The sequence below is a fragment of the Acidobacteriota bacterium genome (genome assembly GCA_034211275.1).
Classification (GTDB): Bacteria; Acidobacteriota; Thermoanaerobaculia; order Multivoradales; family JAHZIX01; genus JAGQSE01.
On sequence record JAXHTF010000154.1, the window covers coordinates 1 to 16,677 of the forward strand.

A 16,677-nucleotide genomic window follows, 5' to 3' on the forward strand; every position below is an offset into this window, starting at 1 on the left:
CGGTGAGAGAGGAAAAGCGGCGCGGAGGAACCAGCTCCTCGGAGGCCTCCGAGGACGATTCGGGCCTCCCGGCGGGCTTCCAGCGGCTGCGGCAGGTGCGCTCCGAGATCCCGGCGGTAACCCATGTCGACGGCTCGGCGAGGGTGCAAACCGTCGACCACCGGCGCAACCCGCGCTTCTACCGCCTGCTCCAAGCCTTCGAAGAGCAGACCGGCTGTCCGGTATTGATCAACACCAGCTTCAACGTCCGCGGCGAGCCCATCGTGGCCACCCCGGAGGATGCGTACCGCTGCTTCATGGCCACCGACATGGATGTCCTGGTGCTGGGAGGATATGTGCTGCGCAAGGAAGAGCAACCCGCCGCCGCCGCCGTGGACCGCCGGCAGCACCTGTCCCAATTCGCCCTGGACTGATCCTCTCCGAACCGACTCCATCCGCACCGAGACTCATGCCCCTGATCCCCATCGAACGCGATCCTCAACCGAGGCAGCTCTGGGTCTTCAGCCTTCTCTGGCTGCTCTTCCTGGGCGCCCTGGGAGCCGGGCTCCTGCACCGCGGAACGCCCTGGGGATGGGTGCTGGGAATCTGGAGCACCGCCGCCCTCATGCCCCTGGCGACGCTGCTCTACCGCCCCCTCGCCCGCTGGCTTTTCGTCGCCGTCAGCGTCGCCACCTGGCCCATCGGCTGGGTGCTCTCCCACGTGTTGCTGGCGACGGTCTATTATTTATTGTTGACGCCCCTGGGCCTGGTCCTCCGCCTCACCGGCCGCGATCCTCTGCAGCGGCGGCGGGAGCCCGAGCCCGGGAGCTACTGGCGGCGGCGAGAGCCGACGAAGCATCCCGACCGCTACTTCCGCCAGTTCTGAGCCCGAGCTCACCGACAGGCCCATTGAGACCACAGAAGGTGCCGACCATGCCCGCCAAGAAATCTTCCGACCATCGCTCCGCTCCGGCTGACCCCCAATCCGAGAGCCCGAGTCCCGCAGACCTTTCGAGATCCGCCGCGGAGAGCAGCTCCGGCAACTCCTCGAAGGACTTCGTCCAGGCGGCGGAGGGGGCTCAAGGCGGCTTGTTGCAGGAGTTCTGGCTCTTCCTTCGAGAGAGCAAGAAATGGTGGCTCACCCCCATCATCCTGGTGCTCCTGCTCCTCGCAGGCCTGGTGGTCCTCGCCGGCACCGGAGCGGCGCCGTTCATCTACACGCTGTTCTGATCGGACGGATGGCTTCGGGACGGAAGGGCATCAGGGGGGAGGCGGGGTCCTGGCATCTCGATAGAGGCAGTCCTGAGATTTGGCAGGGGGCACCCGCTCCTTGGCCTCGTCCTCGCCGACTCGGTAGATGATGATCTGGTTGCCCAGATCCAGCCACGCCATCCAGCGGCGCAGCCGTCGCCAGCCTCGCGTCAACAAAAAACGGCCCTCATCAGGGTCCTCTAGATCCGAATCCAAAGGGTCTTTGGTCATCGTATAAGAGCTCTCTCGATTTCTTGGGGGCTCACTAACTCTAAGTGTCTTCCTTCTGGAGAATCGGGACGACTTTTTTCACCTAAATGATGAGTCGATACCTTTCACCGGAATTTCTCAATCGCTTAAAATCAGTCTCGACACAAGATTCAGCCCAAGGAGCCCCTCTCTTCGCCCTCCTTTTTCCTACGAAAAAAGCGCCCCGGAGGGCGCTATTCTCGAGCGTTCTGCAATTCGACGAAGGGGCCGCGGCAGCAGGCCGCCGCCCCTTGACTCAGGGTTCCATGGGTCCCTGGGAACCCTCCGACCGAGAGGCTTCGAGGAGGTTGGAGAGCTCGTCGATGAGGGAGACGGAAGCGCTCTCCATGCGGGTGGCGTTCTGGAATACGATCCACGCCGCCATCACCTCGCGGCCGAGATCCCGAGACTGGAAGATGGGGATCATCTGCTCCGCCAGCTGGCGCATCTCCGAAGCTCTTCCTTGACGGGCATAGACCCCGGCGAGGTCCAAAGAGACCAGCGCTGCGTCGTAGCCGATCTCCTGCTCGACGAATTGGTCCCGAACTTCGCTGAAGGCCTTCTCGGCCTCGCCGACGCGGCCGGCTGCCAACGCCACCCGCCCCTCCAGCCAACGCAGCCGGATCAGGTCGAGGCGGTTAGAGAAGGAACGGTGCAGCCGGCGGGCGTCGGCGAGGAGCTCCAAGGCTTCGTCCTGCTCACCGAGCTCGTTGAGATAGAAGCAGAGATTGTGGATGCCCACCAGCTGCAGGCGCGGCTCCCGCTCGGAGTCGATGCCCTCGAGCCCCCGGCGCAGGAGCTCCACCGCATCGTCAACGCGGTCCGAGCGCCCCGCCAACAGGCCGCGGCTGATCAAAGTCCGGCCCCGGCGATGTCCGGCCCCGGCCCGGCGGTAGACCGCCCCGGCCTTGAGCAGCAGCGACTCGGCGTCCTCCAGCTTTTGCAGATTCATGCCCAGGGACGCCTGGAGCTCGAGAATCCGACCCTGCTCCACCGGGTCCCCGGTCCCTTTGTCGATCAGCGACTCGGCGAGCTCGAAGGCCTTCTCGGCGCCGCGCAGATCCGACGAGATACGCCGGGCGTTGCCCAGGTAGGCCCAAGCCCGAGCCTTGAGATCGAAGAGCAGAGGCTCCGGCACCGTCTCCGTCCCCAGCTCGTAGGCGACGCTGACGGCGATTTCCGCAAGCTCCAGAGCCAGCATGGGGTCGTCGAAGCCGGACTCCCAGGAGCGGTCCAGCAGCAGCTCGCAGAGGGCCCAGCTGTGGAAGCGGGCATCCTTGCATACCAGCAGCCGCTGACGGCCCACCGGCAGTCGGGTGAGCTCCTCGAACAGATCGTCGGCGCTCACCGCCGCATCCTGAAGCCGTCGATGGTGCTCCAGCACCACGGCCAGCTCTTCATTCTCGGAGCCGTTGCCGTTGCTGCTCCCGGCGCCGGATGCCGGCCAGGGCTCCGCCGCAATGCGCGCCGCCTCGACGTCCACGGCGAGGAGCCGACGCACGGTTTCCCGCGCCCCTTCGTCCTCCAACTCGCCCTTCTCGAGACGTCGAATGTCTTCCAGGCTCAGCTGCTCTTTGCTCATCTCATCGCTCCACTTCCCACATCAACTCGGAGGGACTTCAATGCTTCGGTCACTTCTGTGCTTCAGCAACTTCTCCGACTCCGGCACTTTGCATCCCATCTTGACGCCGGTCTCGACACCGGCTCGGACACTGGCAGAAGCATCGGATCGATCCGCCCCGGGGCTCAACCGTTGGGATCCAGCTCGGGACCGTTCCAATGGGGGCCGAGCACACCCTGGCGATCTAATGTCCAAGCTCGCCTTTCGCTTTGAGGCATCATGGTCAATCTCCAGATGGTTTGCGTCCCTCGGCGACTCGGATGCAGGGTCAAGATAGCTGTTATAACAGCCGAACACAACAATCATTCATTGTTTTGCAAACCCTGAATCGGCCTTCGAGGTCTGGCTCTTCACCAATACCCTGTGTTTGTCAGGGAGAGACCCGGGACAACTATTTCGCCGTAGCTCGAAGATCGGGTAGCTCGATCCCCTGGCGACGCAGGTCCTCTTCCGCCTGCTCCGCCCATCCGGCGTTGGCCCGCGGGCTAGCGGGGCTAGGGTGGAGCATGCCGCCGATGGTCACCGGCAATCCCGCCAAGGCCTTTTCGGCGCGCCGCTGGGCGAATTTGCCGATCCCCACCAGCCGCGGAGCTTCCAGCAGCTCCACCGACCGCCGCAGAGCCCGGTCGCAGAGCTCGAAGAGAGGTCGGCGCTCCGCCACCGGCAGTTTGTCCGGCGTGCGGTTACGGCCGCTCTCCTCGAGGAAGATCAGCGGGCAGTAGTTGAGCACCAGGAAGCGCTGGAAAAAGCGCTCCGGCGTGCCGAAGCGCTCCCGAGCCCAGCCCCAGAGCCGCCGCCCGCTGACCTCGCTGCGGGTGCATTGGAAGCCTTCCACCGGACGCTTGGGATGCTCCTGGGACGGCTTGTCCACCGGCCCCTCGATGCCCATCCAGCCGCGCACCAGCTCGATCTCGCCGAAGGGCACACCGGTCTGGGCCATGCCCCAAGGACCGGGGTTCATGCCCAGGAAAACCGCCTCCTCGGCGCCGTCCCCGAAACGCTCGAGATACGCCCGGTGGGTCTCTGCGGCATAGCTCAGGGGGTTGTAGACATGGGTCACGGGAGCGTCGAATTGCAGGTCCTGGAGCTCTCGAGTGAGGTCTTGGGCGATCTGCCACAGGCTGTCGGTCATGGTGAGATTCTCTTCCTGACGGAGATGACTTCGAACGGTTTCAAGAGGGCCTGTCTTCGGACAGGGCACCGAGGGCGGGCGAGCTCTCCAGCGCCGGCGCCGCGCCGTAGCGTTTGCGCAGCCGCACTCCCCGGGGCTCACGGGTGATGCTGAACAACGAGGCGAGGACCGGCAGATACGGGCTCTCCGCCGCGTCCTCGCCGTTGATCTCCGCCACCTCCAACGCCTTCCGCGGCTCCACCTCCCGGCCCAAGAGGGTCTTGAGGAAGTCCAGATAGCGCATCAGCGAAGGCTCCTCCGGAGCCACCCGGATGTCCAACCGCCGGCCGTTGCGCCGGCTCACCACCACCACCCGGGAGCCATGGTAGACCACGTGATGGCTCGGCCGGCGGGAAGGCAGTGCAGCCTTGAGCTCATCCACCGCGACACCGCACAACGAAGCGGGATCGGCGGCGTTGACCCAGAATACGCGATCTTCCGGCAGGCCCCGGAGCAGCCGCCGGAAGGCCCGGTGGGAGATGAATTGGAGGCCGTCGACGCCGGTGAAGAAGCGCCCCGCCAACACCTCGCCGGAGAGCTCCATCAGGCGCAGACTGCGAAATACCGCCGACCAGCGCAGAGCCGGCGCCTCGCGGTCCAGCAGCTGACGAAAAACGATGCCATAGCGGTCCAGCAGCTGGCGGGCGCGATCCTTGTTGAGCTCTTCCGCCTCCAGCGCGTCTTCCGGCGCCGGCGGCGGGGGCAAGCGGCTCCAAGCGCCGGCGGCGGGGCGCGGTGAGGACCAATCCCGGCGCCCCCGCTGTCGGCGCCCTCTCGGTGGGCGACCCGGGCGCCGGCTGCCTTTCTGCACTCCCGCCCCAGCTCCGGCCGACCCAGCTCCGAAGCCCAGTGCGAGGCCGCGGCGCACCGGCGCGAAGGTGTCGGTGGAGGCCTGTCCGCTCCAAGCCAGGCGCCAGAGCTCCGACTGCACCGTCTCCGCCGTCCAGCCGGAGCGCCGCTGGAGGTCCGGCAGCTCGAAGCGGCCCCGCCCCACCGACGGAGGGAAGAGGACGTCCAGAGCTACCGAGCCCTCCGACGCCTCCTCGCTCTCCTCCTCCTGCTCCTCGCCATCGGAGGAGGTCTGAAAGAGCTCCAGATCCCCCTCCAGGGCAAAGGCGACCCGTTTGCGGCCGGTGCCGAACCAGCCCAGCTCGGTGTCGTGAAGCAGGCCGTCGAGCCAGCTGGGAAAGTAGGGAGCCAGCCGCGCCGGCAGCACCTGCTGCTCCCACAGCGCGACGGGGAGAGATAGGCCGAAGAGGGGCTCCAGGGCCCGACGGAGATCGTCCGTACCGCCGGCGCTGCGGCCCAGCCGCTGGTGCACCGCCAGCAGCAGCGGCAGCTTGGCCGGCGGCAGCGGCTCGAAGGCCGGCCGTGCCGCGGCGCGGGTACGGCGCAGCAGGATCTCCAGATTCTCGGCGTCGCAGAGCTCCAGGACGCCCCGCTCCCCCGGTCCTGGCGCCCCAAACCCTGGATCCAAGCCCCCGGGCTCCAAGACCAGCTGATCCACCACCACCCGCCGCTCCTCCACCAGCGTCTCTAGAATCGTCGCCCAGCGCGCCGGCTCGAGGCCGAAGACCCGCGGCGCCAGGGTCACCTCCCGCGGGCCGTAGAAGCGCAGCCAGTCCGCCACGAGATCCGTGAGGGGGTCCCCATCGAGGTCCCCATCGAGCTTGTCGTCCTCCCCATCGCCGTTGCTGGCGCCGGCACGAATGCGCTCCGCCTCCTCACCACTGCGCTCCATGGCGGCGTCGATCTCGCCGCCGAGGGCCTCTTCCCCCGGCGCGGCCAAGCCTGGCACCGGCGCCGGCGCCAGCCGTTCCTGATCCTGCTCCCAGGTGAGCCCCAGCGCCGCCAACAGCCGCGGCAACCGCGCCACCGAGACCACCGCCGGCCCGCCGCCGGGCAGGGTCAGGGCCAAAGCCCGATCCTTCAGCTCCCGGTGCACTAACTCCGGAGCCCAGGCAGCGTCGCCGGTGTCCCGGCGCGCCGCTTCCAGCAGCTGGGCCCACTCCTCCAGCGGGATCAGCAGCCGCTCTTCCAGCCAGTCCAGCAGCTCCAACCCGTTGCGCGGTGCGTACCCCGGTGCCAGGCGCTGGGCCTTGGCCTCGAAGTCCGCCACCAGCTGGGCCGCCAGCCGCGGCCGCAGATGACTGGAGAAAACCACTTCTTGGAGCAGCTCCGGCCGCAGCCGCGAGACTCCCGCCCCTTCCGGCGTATCGTCCTCGTACATCAGCCGATTGGTCTGCTTCCAGATCAGGCCCTCGGCGAAGGGGGACGGCGTCTCGGTCCACACCTCGCCGACCCGGATCTCCCCCTGGATGAGCTCGTCGAGGCGAGCCTCCAAAGAATCGAGATCGAATTCGTCCTGCAGGCAGGTACGCCAGGTCTCCACCAACATGGGGAAATCTTCGTATTGGGAAACCGCGGTGAGGAGCTTCTTCGACCGCGCCCGGTTGAGCCACAGGGGCATGCGCTTCTTGAAGCTGCCGCGCGGCAGCAGGAGAGCGCGGGCGGCGTTCTCCCGGAAGCGGGCGCCGAAGAAGCCGGTGGTTTCCAGGCGCCGGCGCAGCAACTCCTCCAACCGTCGCCGCAGCCCGGCCCCGGTGATCAGCTGCAGCAGATCGTCGGCGGGCACCTCGGCGGGAAGGATGAGGTTGATGCAATCGTCGTCCTGGACGATTTCCAGCGGGTGGGCATGGGCCTCGTGCCACGCCGCCGCCAGGGCGATGGCCAGGGGCCGGTTGACACGGCCGCCCCAGAAAGTGTGGAGCAAGACCTGGCGCCGCTCGCCACCGCCGGTGGGGTCGCGGAAATGCTCCACCAGAAGATGATGGCGATGGGGCAGGTCGGCGCCGGTGGCCTGGCGCTGACGGCGCAGGAGGTCGAGCAAGGAATCGGCGGCGGCGGGGCTGAGGGCGTGCTCCCGAGTCAGCTCTTCGGGCCACCGGGGATCCTCCAGCCGCCGGTTGGCCTCCTCCAGCAGCTCGCCGATTCGAGTCGACAGGTGGGCGTCCCGATCCCGTTCTTCGGCGCGCCAGAAAGGAGCCAGGCTGGCGGCGCCCCGGGAAGGGGTGACCAGCACGTCGTTGTGGGTGATCTGCTGCACCCGCCAGCTCTGAGCACCGAGACTGAAGGTATCCCCCAGAGAACGCTCCCAGACAAACTCCTCGTCCAGCTCACCGAGCTTGGCACCGGTGCCCTGGAGCCGCAGGTGATAGTAGCCGCGGTCCGGGATGGTGCCACCGGCCATGTACACCAGCCGCGCCGCCCCCGGACGCCCGCGCACCGTGCCGCTGACCCGGTCGATGGAAATGCGCGGATCCAGGTCCCGCACCCGACTGTCGGCGTAGCGGCCGGCGAGCATTTCCAGCACCAGGTCGAAATGGCGGCGGGAGAGGTGATGGTAGGGCTCGCTGGTGCGAATCACGGCGTACAGCCGCTCCACCGGCCAGGCCTCTTGAGCCACCATGGAGACCAACACCTGGGCGAGGACGTCGAGGGCGCCGTAGACCGGCTGCAGCGGCTCCAGATCGTGTTCCCGCACGCAGCGGGCGACCACCGCAGCGTCGAGGAAGTCGCGGCCGTAGAGGGGATAGAAGCGCCCCTTGCTCACCTCCCCCACCCGATGTCCGGCGCGGCCGATGCGCTGCACCGCCGACGAAACCGCCGGCGGCGTTTGCACCAGCACCACCTGGTCCAGGTCCCCGATGTCGATGCCCAGCTCCAGGGAGTTGGTGGCGACGATGGCCGGCAGCCGCCCCTCCTTGAGCCGCTGCTCCACCACCGACCGGATCTCCCGCGACAAGGAACCGTGGTGGGAGTAGGCCAGGTCCTGGTTTTGATCCTCGTTGATCAGCCGGGTCAGCTTCTCCGTCATGCGCCGGCTGTTGGCGAAGATCAGACTCGAGCGATGGGTGCGGATCAAATCCCGCAGCTCCCCCGCCAGATTGGGCCAGAAATCGTCCTCGCCGGCCCAGAAGTCGTCCTGGCCTGCACGGTGGAGCTGCAGCTCCTCGCCCTCCTTGGCCCGCTCCAGCCCTCGCGGCAGCTGCACTGCCAAATCGTAGGCCTTGGCCGCCCGAGACCGCACCATCGTCACCGGCCGGCGCCGGAAGAGGGGGTGCTCGCGCCAGCTCTCCGGCTCCAGGTGCCAGCCGCCGAACCATTGCGCGATGCGCTCCAGGGGCTTGACGGTGGCGGAAATGCCCACCCGCTGGAAATCCCCCGTAAGCTCCACCAAGCGATCGACGGCGGTGATCAGATGCACTCCCCGCTTGCCGCCGGCGACGGCGTGGATCTCGTCCACGATCACCGTCTCCAGGCCCCCCAGAAGACGCTGGCCACCCTGGGAGGTGAGCAGAATGTTGAGGCTCTCGGGGGTGGTGATGAGGATCTCCGGCGGCCGCCGCACCATGCGCTGGCGGTCCCGGGCCGGAGTGTCGCCGCTGCGGGTGAGCACGCGGATCTCCGGCGCCTCCTCACCATGGGCGGCGAAGTGGCCCTGGAGCTGCTCCAGAGGCTCCGCCAGGTTGCGCTGGATGTCGTAGTTGAGGGCCTTGAGGGGAGAAACGTAGAGCGCCCGGACGCCGCCGGTGCGCCAGGCACCGGTGAGCAGCTGATTCAGCGGCCAGAGGAAGGCGGTGAGGGTCTTGCCGCTACCGGTGGGCGCCGTCAGCAGCGCGTGCTCCCCCGCCGAAAGCACCGGCCAGGCCCGCTGCTGGATATCCGTTGGCGCGGGAAAGCGCTGACGGAACCATTCCTGGATCAGCGGATGGAAGGCTTCGAGGCCGGACGGGCCAGACGGGCCGGACAGGCCGGACGGGCCGGCGGGAGGGCTGGAGGGGGTGCTGGGATTCGAGCTCATGATGGGGCCGCAGAAGAGGAATTCTAGCAGCCGGGGATGCTTGTCGAATCACCCGCGAGGATGACACTAGGTCCTTGCGGTCGGGGGTGTTTTCAGGACAGCCGCTGCCGCCCCTCCGGGGCTTGGCAATTCTTCGGATCGCACACCCGGGGCTTGCGCCCCGGGCTAGATGCCTCCGCCCCTCCGGGGCTCTGCTGTGCCACCGGGGCTCCAATGTGGCGAGGAAGCTCCACTATCCTGACAGGACAGCCTTTAGCCGTCGGGGATGCTTCACGAATCACCCGCGAGGATGACAATAGGTCCTTGCGGTCGGAGGTATTTTCAGGACAGCCTGAGAATTCTGTCCAAAGACTATCGGAATCACGAACACCTTGGTGGTGGGCGCCAGCCCACCATCTGGACTGATTCTAGGCTCAATGGTGAGCTTCGAGCTTCCCCCTCTACCGGCAGGTTGGGTGGGCGGCTGGGAGAGGGGGACCGGAGGGGGTGAGGGCTTGGCTCCAAAGAAGCATCCGACGCTGAATTCTCGCACCAGATGGAGTTGTCTGTCTCCGAGCTCCTAGAGGAGTCTATCCAGCCAAGAAGCTTCAGATCAGCCGACGGAGGCGGTGGCCATGGCGCCGGAGGCCTCCAATAAGCGCCGGCTCGCCGCCGACAACTCTCGATGGCTGGCGTGCATGGCGAAATAGGGCAAGACCTTGGAGATCACCTCGGTCATTTCCGTCTGGCGGCCACAGCGATGGTAGAGGCCGGCGAGGTCCAGCGCCACCAGGGCGCTCTCCCCCGGCTCGCCGAGGGCTTCGAAACCCTGACGGGCCGCGCTCAACGCCGCCTCGGCCTCCACCGTACGGCCGAGACCGGCGGCCACGCGGCCTTCGAGCCAGCGCCAGCGCAACGCCAGCCGCTCGTTGGAGAAGCTGCTGGCGGGCTCCCGGAGCTCGTCCAACATGCGAGCGGCACGACCATGGTTGCCCAGCTCCGCCTCGCACTCCACCAGCAGCAGCCGAGCCTCCAGATTTTCCTGCCGATCCTCCGGACTCTGCAGCTGACGCAGCCCCTGGCGGATCAGCCAGCGCGCCTGACGAGGCTTGCCCACGTCGCGAATCAGCTCCGCCTGCTGTACCAACGCCTGCCCCAACCGCTGCTCGTCCCCGGAGCTGCGATAGAGCCGCACCGCCTGCTGGAAGAGCCGCTCGCTCTCTTCGTAGAGCATCTGCTGACGCCGCAAAGAGGCCTCCACCGCCAGCAGCCGGGCGCCTACCTGGCACTCCCCGCTGCCGACCTCCGCCTCCTTCTGGGAACGGACCAGAGCGGCCTCGGAGCCGGTGTAATCCTTGCCCCGCCACCGGCAGTCGGCGATCTGAGCCCACGCCAGGGCCAGGGTGTCGGCGACCATTCCGCGGCCGTAGAGCCCCACGTCCAGGCGCTCCGCCACCCGCACCGCCAGCTGGCCGATGGCTTCCGCCTCCGGCAGGTCCGAGGGCGCCCGGCGAGCACTGGCGGTCACCAAGGCTCGGGCGAGGGCCAGGAAGACGAAACGCTCGCTGTTGCGCACGAGCATCTCGCGATGTATCGGCGGGTGGGCCAAGAGCTCCGCCAGCCGCTCCGGCGCCACTGTCTTCTCGCGCACGAACTGCGGGGCGCGGGCGCTCAAACGCTGGCGCACCCGAGCGAGAACCTCACCATAATCGTCCACCTTCACAGCGGCGTCCGAGGACGCAGAGGCAAAGCCGCCGACACCTCGGACCCGGCGTCCCCAACCCGTCACTCCACTCTCCCGATCCGATCTCCGTCGATCAAAGCTCATGGCCTATTCCCTTGCACCTCTTCCGCGGCTCCAAGCCCGGACGATGTCCTCTCGAGCTAAGCTCCTTTGCCCAGCCTCGTAAGAATAGTGTTCAAATGAAGGCGAAATGAGACATAATTGTTGAAAGAATTTCTGCCAAAGTTACCTCAGGGCATCTCCCCCGGGGGTCCTCTAGGGAGAAAACCCATAGAACGAGCCCGGCTGATTGATTTCTTACCAAGAAATAGACAAATTAAATATTTATAACTGCATATACGCTCAATAACCCTCGCACCTCTCGGGCTCCGGCGGTCGATGGTCGGCGGTCGGATACAATCACCGGCCAATGTCAGAGACACCGCGGGAGAGACGATGAGCATATTGACGGTCGCTGGAATCCAATTCGATATCGCCTGGGAGGCTCCGGAGGAGAACTTCCGACGCGCGGAACCCTGGATGCGCCGAGGAGCGGCCGCCGGCGGCCGGCTCGTGGTGCTGCCGGAAATGTTCGCCACCGGCTTCTCCATGAACGCACGGGAGATCTGCCGCCACGCACCGGCGGTGCGGGACTTTCTGTCGCGGATGGCCGCGGAGCTGGGAGTGTGGGTGGCCGGCGGCTATGCCGAGCCGGGAGACACGGACGAGGATCGGCCGCGAAACGCCTGCTCTATCTTCGACCCCGACGGAGAGGAGAGACTTCACTACCAAAAGATCCATCCCTTCTCCCTCGCCGGTGAGCACGAGCATTACGCTGGTGGTGAAACGCTACCCACCGTCGAGATCGAGGGTGTACGCACCACCTGCCTGATCTGCTACGACCTGCGCTTCCCGGAACCGTTTCGCATCGCGGCGGATGCGACGGACCTCTATCTGGTGATCGCCAACTGGCCGGAGGTGCGCTCCGCCGCCTGGTCGACCCTGCTGCGCGCCCGAGCGATTGAAAATCAGGCTTACGTCTTCGGAGTCAATCGGGTTGGTGATGCGGAGGGAACTCCGCACAATGGGCGTTCGGCGCTCTTCGACCCCCTAGGACACCCTCTGATCGCCGCCGAGCACCAGGAGGCGGTGCTGGTGGGCACGGTGGATTCCCAGAGGGTGGTGCGCAACCGAGAACGCTTCAGCTTTCTAGCTGATCGACGCCCGGGGACTTATCAGGACCTGCCGTAGCAGACTCGTCCGAGGACCGCTGGTCACGAAAGGATGGAATTCGGCAGCGTCGACCTCGTCCGTGCCGCTCCGAAGGCTGACCAGGAGTTGCCGGAGCTTGGGCAGTTGCTCAACCCGCAGGGCACCGACGTCGTCCAGGACCTGCGAGAAGCTCGCCACCGCCTGGCCCCCGATCACCAGCTGACATTTGTCCCCGATCAGCCGGCGCAGGGTCTTCAGCTCGCCGTCTAGAGAGCTCTCGCCCTCCGGGTGGGCGAGACTCAGAGCCACTACCTCGAATTCCGTTTCCAGCACCGCCATGGCGATCTCCTCGGTGCTCGCCTCGGCGCCCAGGTAGGTCACCCGCCACCCCTCCGCCGCAGCGGTGGCCGCCATCAGGGCAGCCCCCAACTCGTGCACCTGGCCTCGGGGGGTAGCGATGATGAGCCCCGGAGCGTTGGACTCCGGCGGGTAGGCCCGGGTCATGCTGCCGACGAAGGAGCGCACCAGGGCGGACGCCAGGCGCTCATGCTCGAGGCTCATGGCGCCTTCGCTCCACAGCTCGTCGATCTGCTCCATCAGGGGCACCAACACCTCGTCCATGGTGCGCGCCCATCCGAGGTGGATCACCGCCAGCTCCAACTGCCGCTCAAAGGCGCCACCGTCCAGGCGCTGTACAGCTTCCAGACAGCGCTGGAGCAGGATGGACGTCCTGGACTTCTGCGTCGGATGCTGCTTCGGCTGAGGCCGGTTGCGCAGCCGCGCCTGATCCTGGGCCACCAGATCCACCAGCTCCTCGTTGGAAAGATGCGCGATCTTGGAGATGGAGCGGCCGACCCGCGTCGCCTGACGCAGGAGCCGCAGCCGATAGATGTCGAGGTCGGAAAACGCGCGCTGGTTGCCAGCGGTTCGCTGGGGGGTCACAGCGTCATAGCGCCGCTCCCAAGCACGGATCACGTCCGGAGTCAGTCCGGTCTGCTCACAGGCTGAACCCATGGAATGCTTCGGCGTCTTGTCTAAGTTCTTGTCCATGTCCTCACCGTACAAGTATTATCAGAGTCTGTCAAGATATTCCGCTCATTTACCTGGACAGATGGGCGTAAATTTTGGACAGGACAGAGACTGTCCATGAAGTCACTAGAAACTGTCGACCACCAAGAAACTCTTCGGGCGCAGCGCCGGATGGTCCGGTCTCTATTGAATTGTTCGTGGCAGAGGACGAATCAGATGTGCCCCCAGCGCGAAGGCCTCCGCGCTGGGTCGGACAGAAGGCGTCTGGGAAGAGGCTGCTAGCGTCGGCCCGGCCGGCCGACGCTCTTGATGGGGAAGTCGTGCTGACGGCGGGTAACCACCAGCTGGTCGCCGCTGCTGCGGTGGCGGCGGTAGCCCAGCAGATGGAAGAGCTGCAGGCTGTACCACCGGGCCACCTTGCGGTCGATGCGCAGAGTCTCGTGATGATCCGGATCCCGCTCGACCCCAGGCAGCCAGTTGATCACCCGATCCAACCCCCCGCGCCGCAGCAAGGCCGACAGGCGCAGCCAGAAAGGACTGAAGTGGCGCATTTCGAAGTAGCCGTCCTCTCCCTGCTTCTGGTAGAGGGGCATGAGGATGCGGCCGTCTTCCTGAGCGCGCAGCTCGCGATGCCGGTCGCGGGCCAGCAGCTCACCTTTGCGAATCTTCTGGAAGCTGACGAAGCCCGGCTCCATTCGGAAGCCGTCATCCGGATCCACGGGATGGCGATAGCGCACCTCGAAGACCTTGGGCAGGCCTCGCTTCTCGCGCACCAGGAATTGGCGGCTGAGCTCCACCTGGGGAACCTTCTCGGCATCGATGATGCCCGCCGCGGAGAGCGCGATCCACGCTCCCGCCTCGCACAGGTTGACGGCGTGAGGCTCGTCGTGCTGCCCGCCCTCGAAGCCGATGGCGATATGCCCCAGGTCCATGACGTAGTCGGTGAGGGTGCCTTCCAGCTCCTCTTCCAAACCGACGATGATGGGCGCCGGGAATTGCAGCGTGAACTTGCGGTTGCGCAGGGTGTCGGACATCACCACGAAGGCCGGACCACCGCCGGAGGTGGTGTGCAGATCCAGAACGTACACCTCCCCGCGGGCGCGGCCGAAGGCGGCCTCCAGGACCTGCCGCAGCTCGTGAAGCTCCAGATCCTCCGGCACCGGGCTGTGGGCCAGGGCGCCGACGCGGCTGGCGGCGACTCGTTGTGGGGCCCAATGGCGGTTGAGGTCGGCGTTGAGGAAGCGCTTGCCCTGCCTCAGCGCCTCGCAGTTACCCACTAGACCGAGGAATTCTCCCCGTACTTCCACGTTCTCCGCCTCGAGGGTGGCGAAGACTCGATCGAGAGCCCGGTAACCGGCGGGCTCGTTGCCGTGCAGGCTGCCGATACAGATCAGGGTGGGTCCGGGCTTTTTGCCCAGGACCTGGCCGATGCGGCGTTCGATGCGGGGTTTGGCGGGTATTTCTGCGACCAGTGAGCTGCTCAAGGGTTCCTCCGGCCCGAACGGCCCCCGGTCCAAACAGGGAGCAAAGTCCTTCTCGTACTCCGGGCTCCTCTGTCGACTGAGGAATCTACCGGGGCTTCCGCCAGGGTCGCGGGGGGCTGGCAGGCGGACGATCTGGGCTCCGGTGCTCTCCCGGAATGCAGACGGACGCCGATCAAGGCGTCGGGCTTTGCCGTTCGTGGGCACTCAATACGGCGTCGGCGCGGTGTCTCCAAACGAAGAACTCCCGTCCGCCACCTACAACGAGATCATAACGTAGCGGGCACCGCTTGTCAGGACTCGGGGAGGTTAGAGGGCGTCTTGACCACGGGATGCTAGTCACCGGTATCCAGAATCAGAGCGTCGTCCCGCACTCGCAAAGTCAGGAGGCCGCCCTGGGCCAGATCGCCGAATAGCAGGCTCTCGGTGAGGGGGCGCTTGATCTCCTCATCGATGACCCGCGCCAGAGGCCGTGCCCCCATGGTCGGCTCGTAGCCCCGCTGCGCCAGCCAGGCACGGGCCGCCGGCGTCATCGCCACCTCCACCCGCTGCGGCGCCAGCTGCGCCCGCAGCTCGTCGATCAACTTGTCGACGATCAAGAGCATCACATCCTCACTCAGGGACTGGAATGGGATGCGGGCGTCCAGACGGTTGCGGAACTCGGGGCTGAAGGCTCGCTCGTAGGCCTGGCCGTCGGCGCCGGAGGCCAGGCGGTCCTCGAAACCCATGAGCCGGGTCGAAAGCTCCCGCGCTCCGACATTGCTGGTCATCAACAGGATCACGTGGCGGAAATCCGCCTGCTTGCCGTTGGTGTCGGTGAGGGTGCCGTGGTCCATCACCTGCAAGAGCATGTTGAAGACGTCCGGATGAGCCTTTTCGATCTCATCCATCAGCAGCACGGCGTAGGGGTTCTTGCTCACCGCCTCGGTGAGCAGGCCACCCTGGTCGAAGCCGACGTAGCCCGGCGGCGCTCCCACCAGCCGGGAAACGCTGTGGCGCTCCATGTACTCGCTCATGTCGAAGCGCAGGAAGGCGATGCCGAGGGCGGTGGACAGCTGACGGGCCACCTCGGTCTTGCCGACGCCGGTAGGGCCGGTGAGGAGAAAACAGCCGACGGGTTTTTCCGGAGCCCGCAGCCCTGCCCGCGCCACCTTGATCGCCGAAGCCAGGCGATCGATGGCCTCGTCCTGACCGAAGACCACCTGCTTGAGCTCCTTCTCCAGCCCCCGCAGCCGCTCCCGATCATCCCCCTTGACCCGCCGCGGGGGAATCTGGGCCATGGTGGCGAGGACCGATTCCACCTGCTCCACGCCTACCCGCCGGCGCCCGGCGAGGCGCACCGCGGCCCCCGCCTCGTCCATCAGATCGATGGCCTTGTCCGGCAGCCGCCGGTCCCGCAGGAAGCGCGCCGCCAGCTTCGCCGAGGCTTCCAGGGCGGGTTTGGTGTAGCGCACCTGATGATGTTCCTCGTACCGCTTGCGCAGTCCCTGGAGGATCTTCACCGTCTCTTCGATGCTGGGCTCGGTGACCTCCACCTTCTGGAACCGCCGGGCCAGCGCCCGATCCCGCTCGAAGGTCTGACGGTACTCGGACCAGGTGGTGGCGCCGATGACCCGCAGACCGCCGGACTGCAGCGCGGGCTTGAGCAAGTTGGAGGCGTCCATGGCCGAATTGCCGGCGGCCCCGGCGCCGATGAGGGTGTGGATCTCGTCGATGAAGAGGATCGGCTGATCCTTCTCCTCCAGCGCTCCCAGCACACCCTTGAGGCGATTCTCGAAGTCCCCACGGTAGCGGGTGCCGGCGAGCAAGGCCCCCAAATCCAAGCGGTAGAGAGAAGCCTCCTGCAGCGCCTCCGGCACGTCTCCGTCCGCCAGTCGCAGGGCCAGCCCTTCCACCAAAGCGGTCTTGCCGACCCCGGGATCCCCGACGTAGATGGGATTGTTCTTGCGCCGCCGGGCGAGGATGTGGAGGGTGCGGCCGATTTCCCCCTGGCGGCCGATGAGGGGATCCACGGCGCCGTCCCGGGCCAGCGCCACCAGGTCCTGACAAAAGGCCTGAAGGGGCTCGCTGGAGAGATCCTCCGGCTCCTCCCCTACTTCGCCGGTGCCTCCCGGCGGC

General features: G+C 66.6%; 12 protein-coding genes. 4 read left to right on the forward strand and 8 right to left on the reverse strand.

Annotated elements, in window-relative coordinates:
* The 3 genes from SX243_19250 to SX243_19260 all read left to right on the forward strand — a co-directional run.
* Positions 1-413, forward strand: a 413-nt coding sequence (locus tag SX243_19250) for a carbamoyltransferase C-terminal domain-containing protein (GenBank protein MDY7095118.1), incomplete at its 5' end; no start/stop codon positions are given.
* 35 nt (positions 414-448) lie between these two features.
* Positions 449-865, forward strand: a complete 417-nt coding sequence (locus SX243_19255; protein ID MDY7095119.1) for an SxtJ family membrane protein — start codon at positions 449-451, stop codon at positions 863-865.
* A gap of 47 nt (positions 866-912) precedes the next feature.
* Positions 913-1,209, forward strand: a complete 297-nt coding sequence (locus tag SX243_19260) for a DUF5989 family protein (GenBank protein ID MDY7095120.1) — start codon at positions 913-915, stop codon at positions 1,207-1,209.
* 30 nt (positions 1,210-1,239) lie between these two features.
* Here the strand turns inward: SX243_19260 and SX243_19265 are convergent, their stop codons facing one another.
* The 5 genes from SX243_19265 to SX243_19285 form a co-directional block, all read right to left on the reverse strand.
* Complete coding sequence (locus tag SX243_19265; protein MDY7095121.1) at positions 1,240-1,407, reverse strand: hypothetical protein; 168 nt, start codon at positions 1,405-1,407, stop codon at positions 1,240-1,242.
* Positions 1,408-1,735: 328 nt separating this feature from the next.
* On the reverse strand, positions 1,736-3,061 hold the full coding sequence (locus SX243_19270) for a hypothetical protein (GenBank protein MDY7095122.1): 1,326 nt from the start codon (positions 3,059-3,061) through the stop codon (positions 1,736-1,738).
* Positions 3,062-3,491: 430 nt separating this feature from the next.
* Positions 3,492-4,232 carry a single-stranded DNA-binding protein gene (locus SX243_19275; protein MDY7095123.1) on the reverse strand — a complete coding sequence of 247 codons (741 nt, stop codon included), beginning with the start codon at positions 4,230-4,232 and terminating at the stop codon, positions 3,492-3,494.
* Between the two features lie 40 nt (positions 4,233-4,272).
* Positions 4,273-9,135: a DEAD/DEAH box helicase gene (locus SX243_19280; protein MDY7095124.1), complete on the reverse strand. Its 4,863-nt coding sequence runs from the start codon at positions 9,133-9,135 to the stop codon at positions 4,273-4,275.
* A 592-nt stretch (positions 9,136-9,727) separates the two neighbouring features.
* Positions 9,728-10,942, reverse strand: a complete 1,215-nt coding sequence (locus SX243_19285; GenBank protein ID MDY7095125.1) for a hypothetical protein — start codon at positions 10,940-10,942, stop codon at positions 9,728-9,730.
* A gap of 351 nt (positions 10,943-11,293) precedes the next feature.
* Between SX243_19285 and SX243_19290 the strand changes: the two genes are divergently transcribed.
* Positions 11,294-12,088 (forward strand): nitrilase-related carbon-nitrogen hydrolase, encoded by a 795-nt coding sequence (locus SX243_19290; protein ID MDY7095126.1) that lies wholly within the window; start codon positions 11,294-11,296, stop codon positions 12,086-12,088.
* On the opposite strand, the gene SX243_19295 is transcribed toward SX243_19290, so the two are convergent.
* The 3 genes from SX243_19295 to SX243_19305 form a co-directional block, all read right to left on the reverse strand.
* Positions 12,047-13,063 carry a MerR family transcriptional regulator gene (locus tag SX243_19295; protein ID MDY7095127.1) on the reverse strand — a complete coding sequence of 339 codons (1,017 nt, stop codon included), beginning with the start codon at positions 13,061-13,063 and terminating at the stop codon, positions 12,047-12,049. The genes SX243_19290 and SX243_19295 overlap by 42 nt on opposite strands.
* Before the next feature lie 293 nt (positions 13,064-13,356).
* Positions 13,357-14,562 (reverse strand): succinylglutamate desuccinylase/aspartoacylase family protein, encoded by a 1,206-nt coding sequence (locus tag SX243_19300; protein MDY7095128.1) that lies wholly within the window; start codon positions 14,560-14,562, stop codon positions 13,357-13,359.
* Between the two features lie 332 nt (positions 14,563-14,894).
* Positions 14,895-16,677, reverse strand: a 1,783-nt coding sequence (locus tag SX243_19305) for an AAA family ATPase (protein ID MDY7095129.1), incomplete at its 5' end; no start/stop codon positions are given.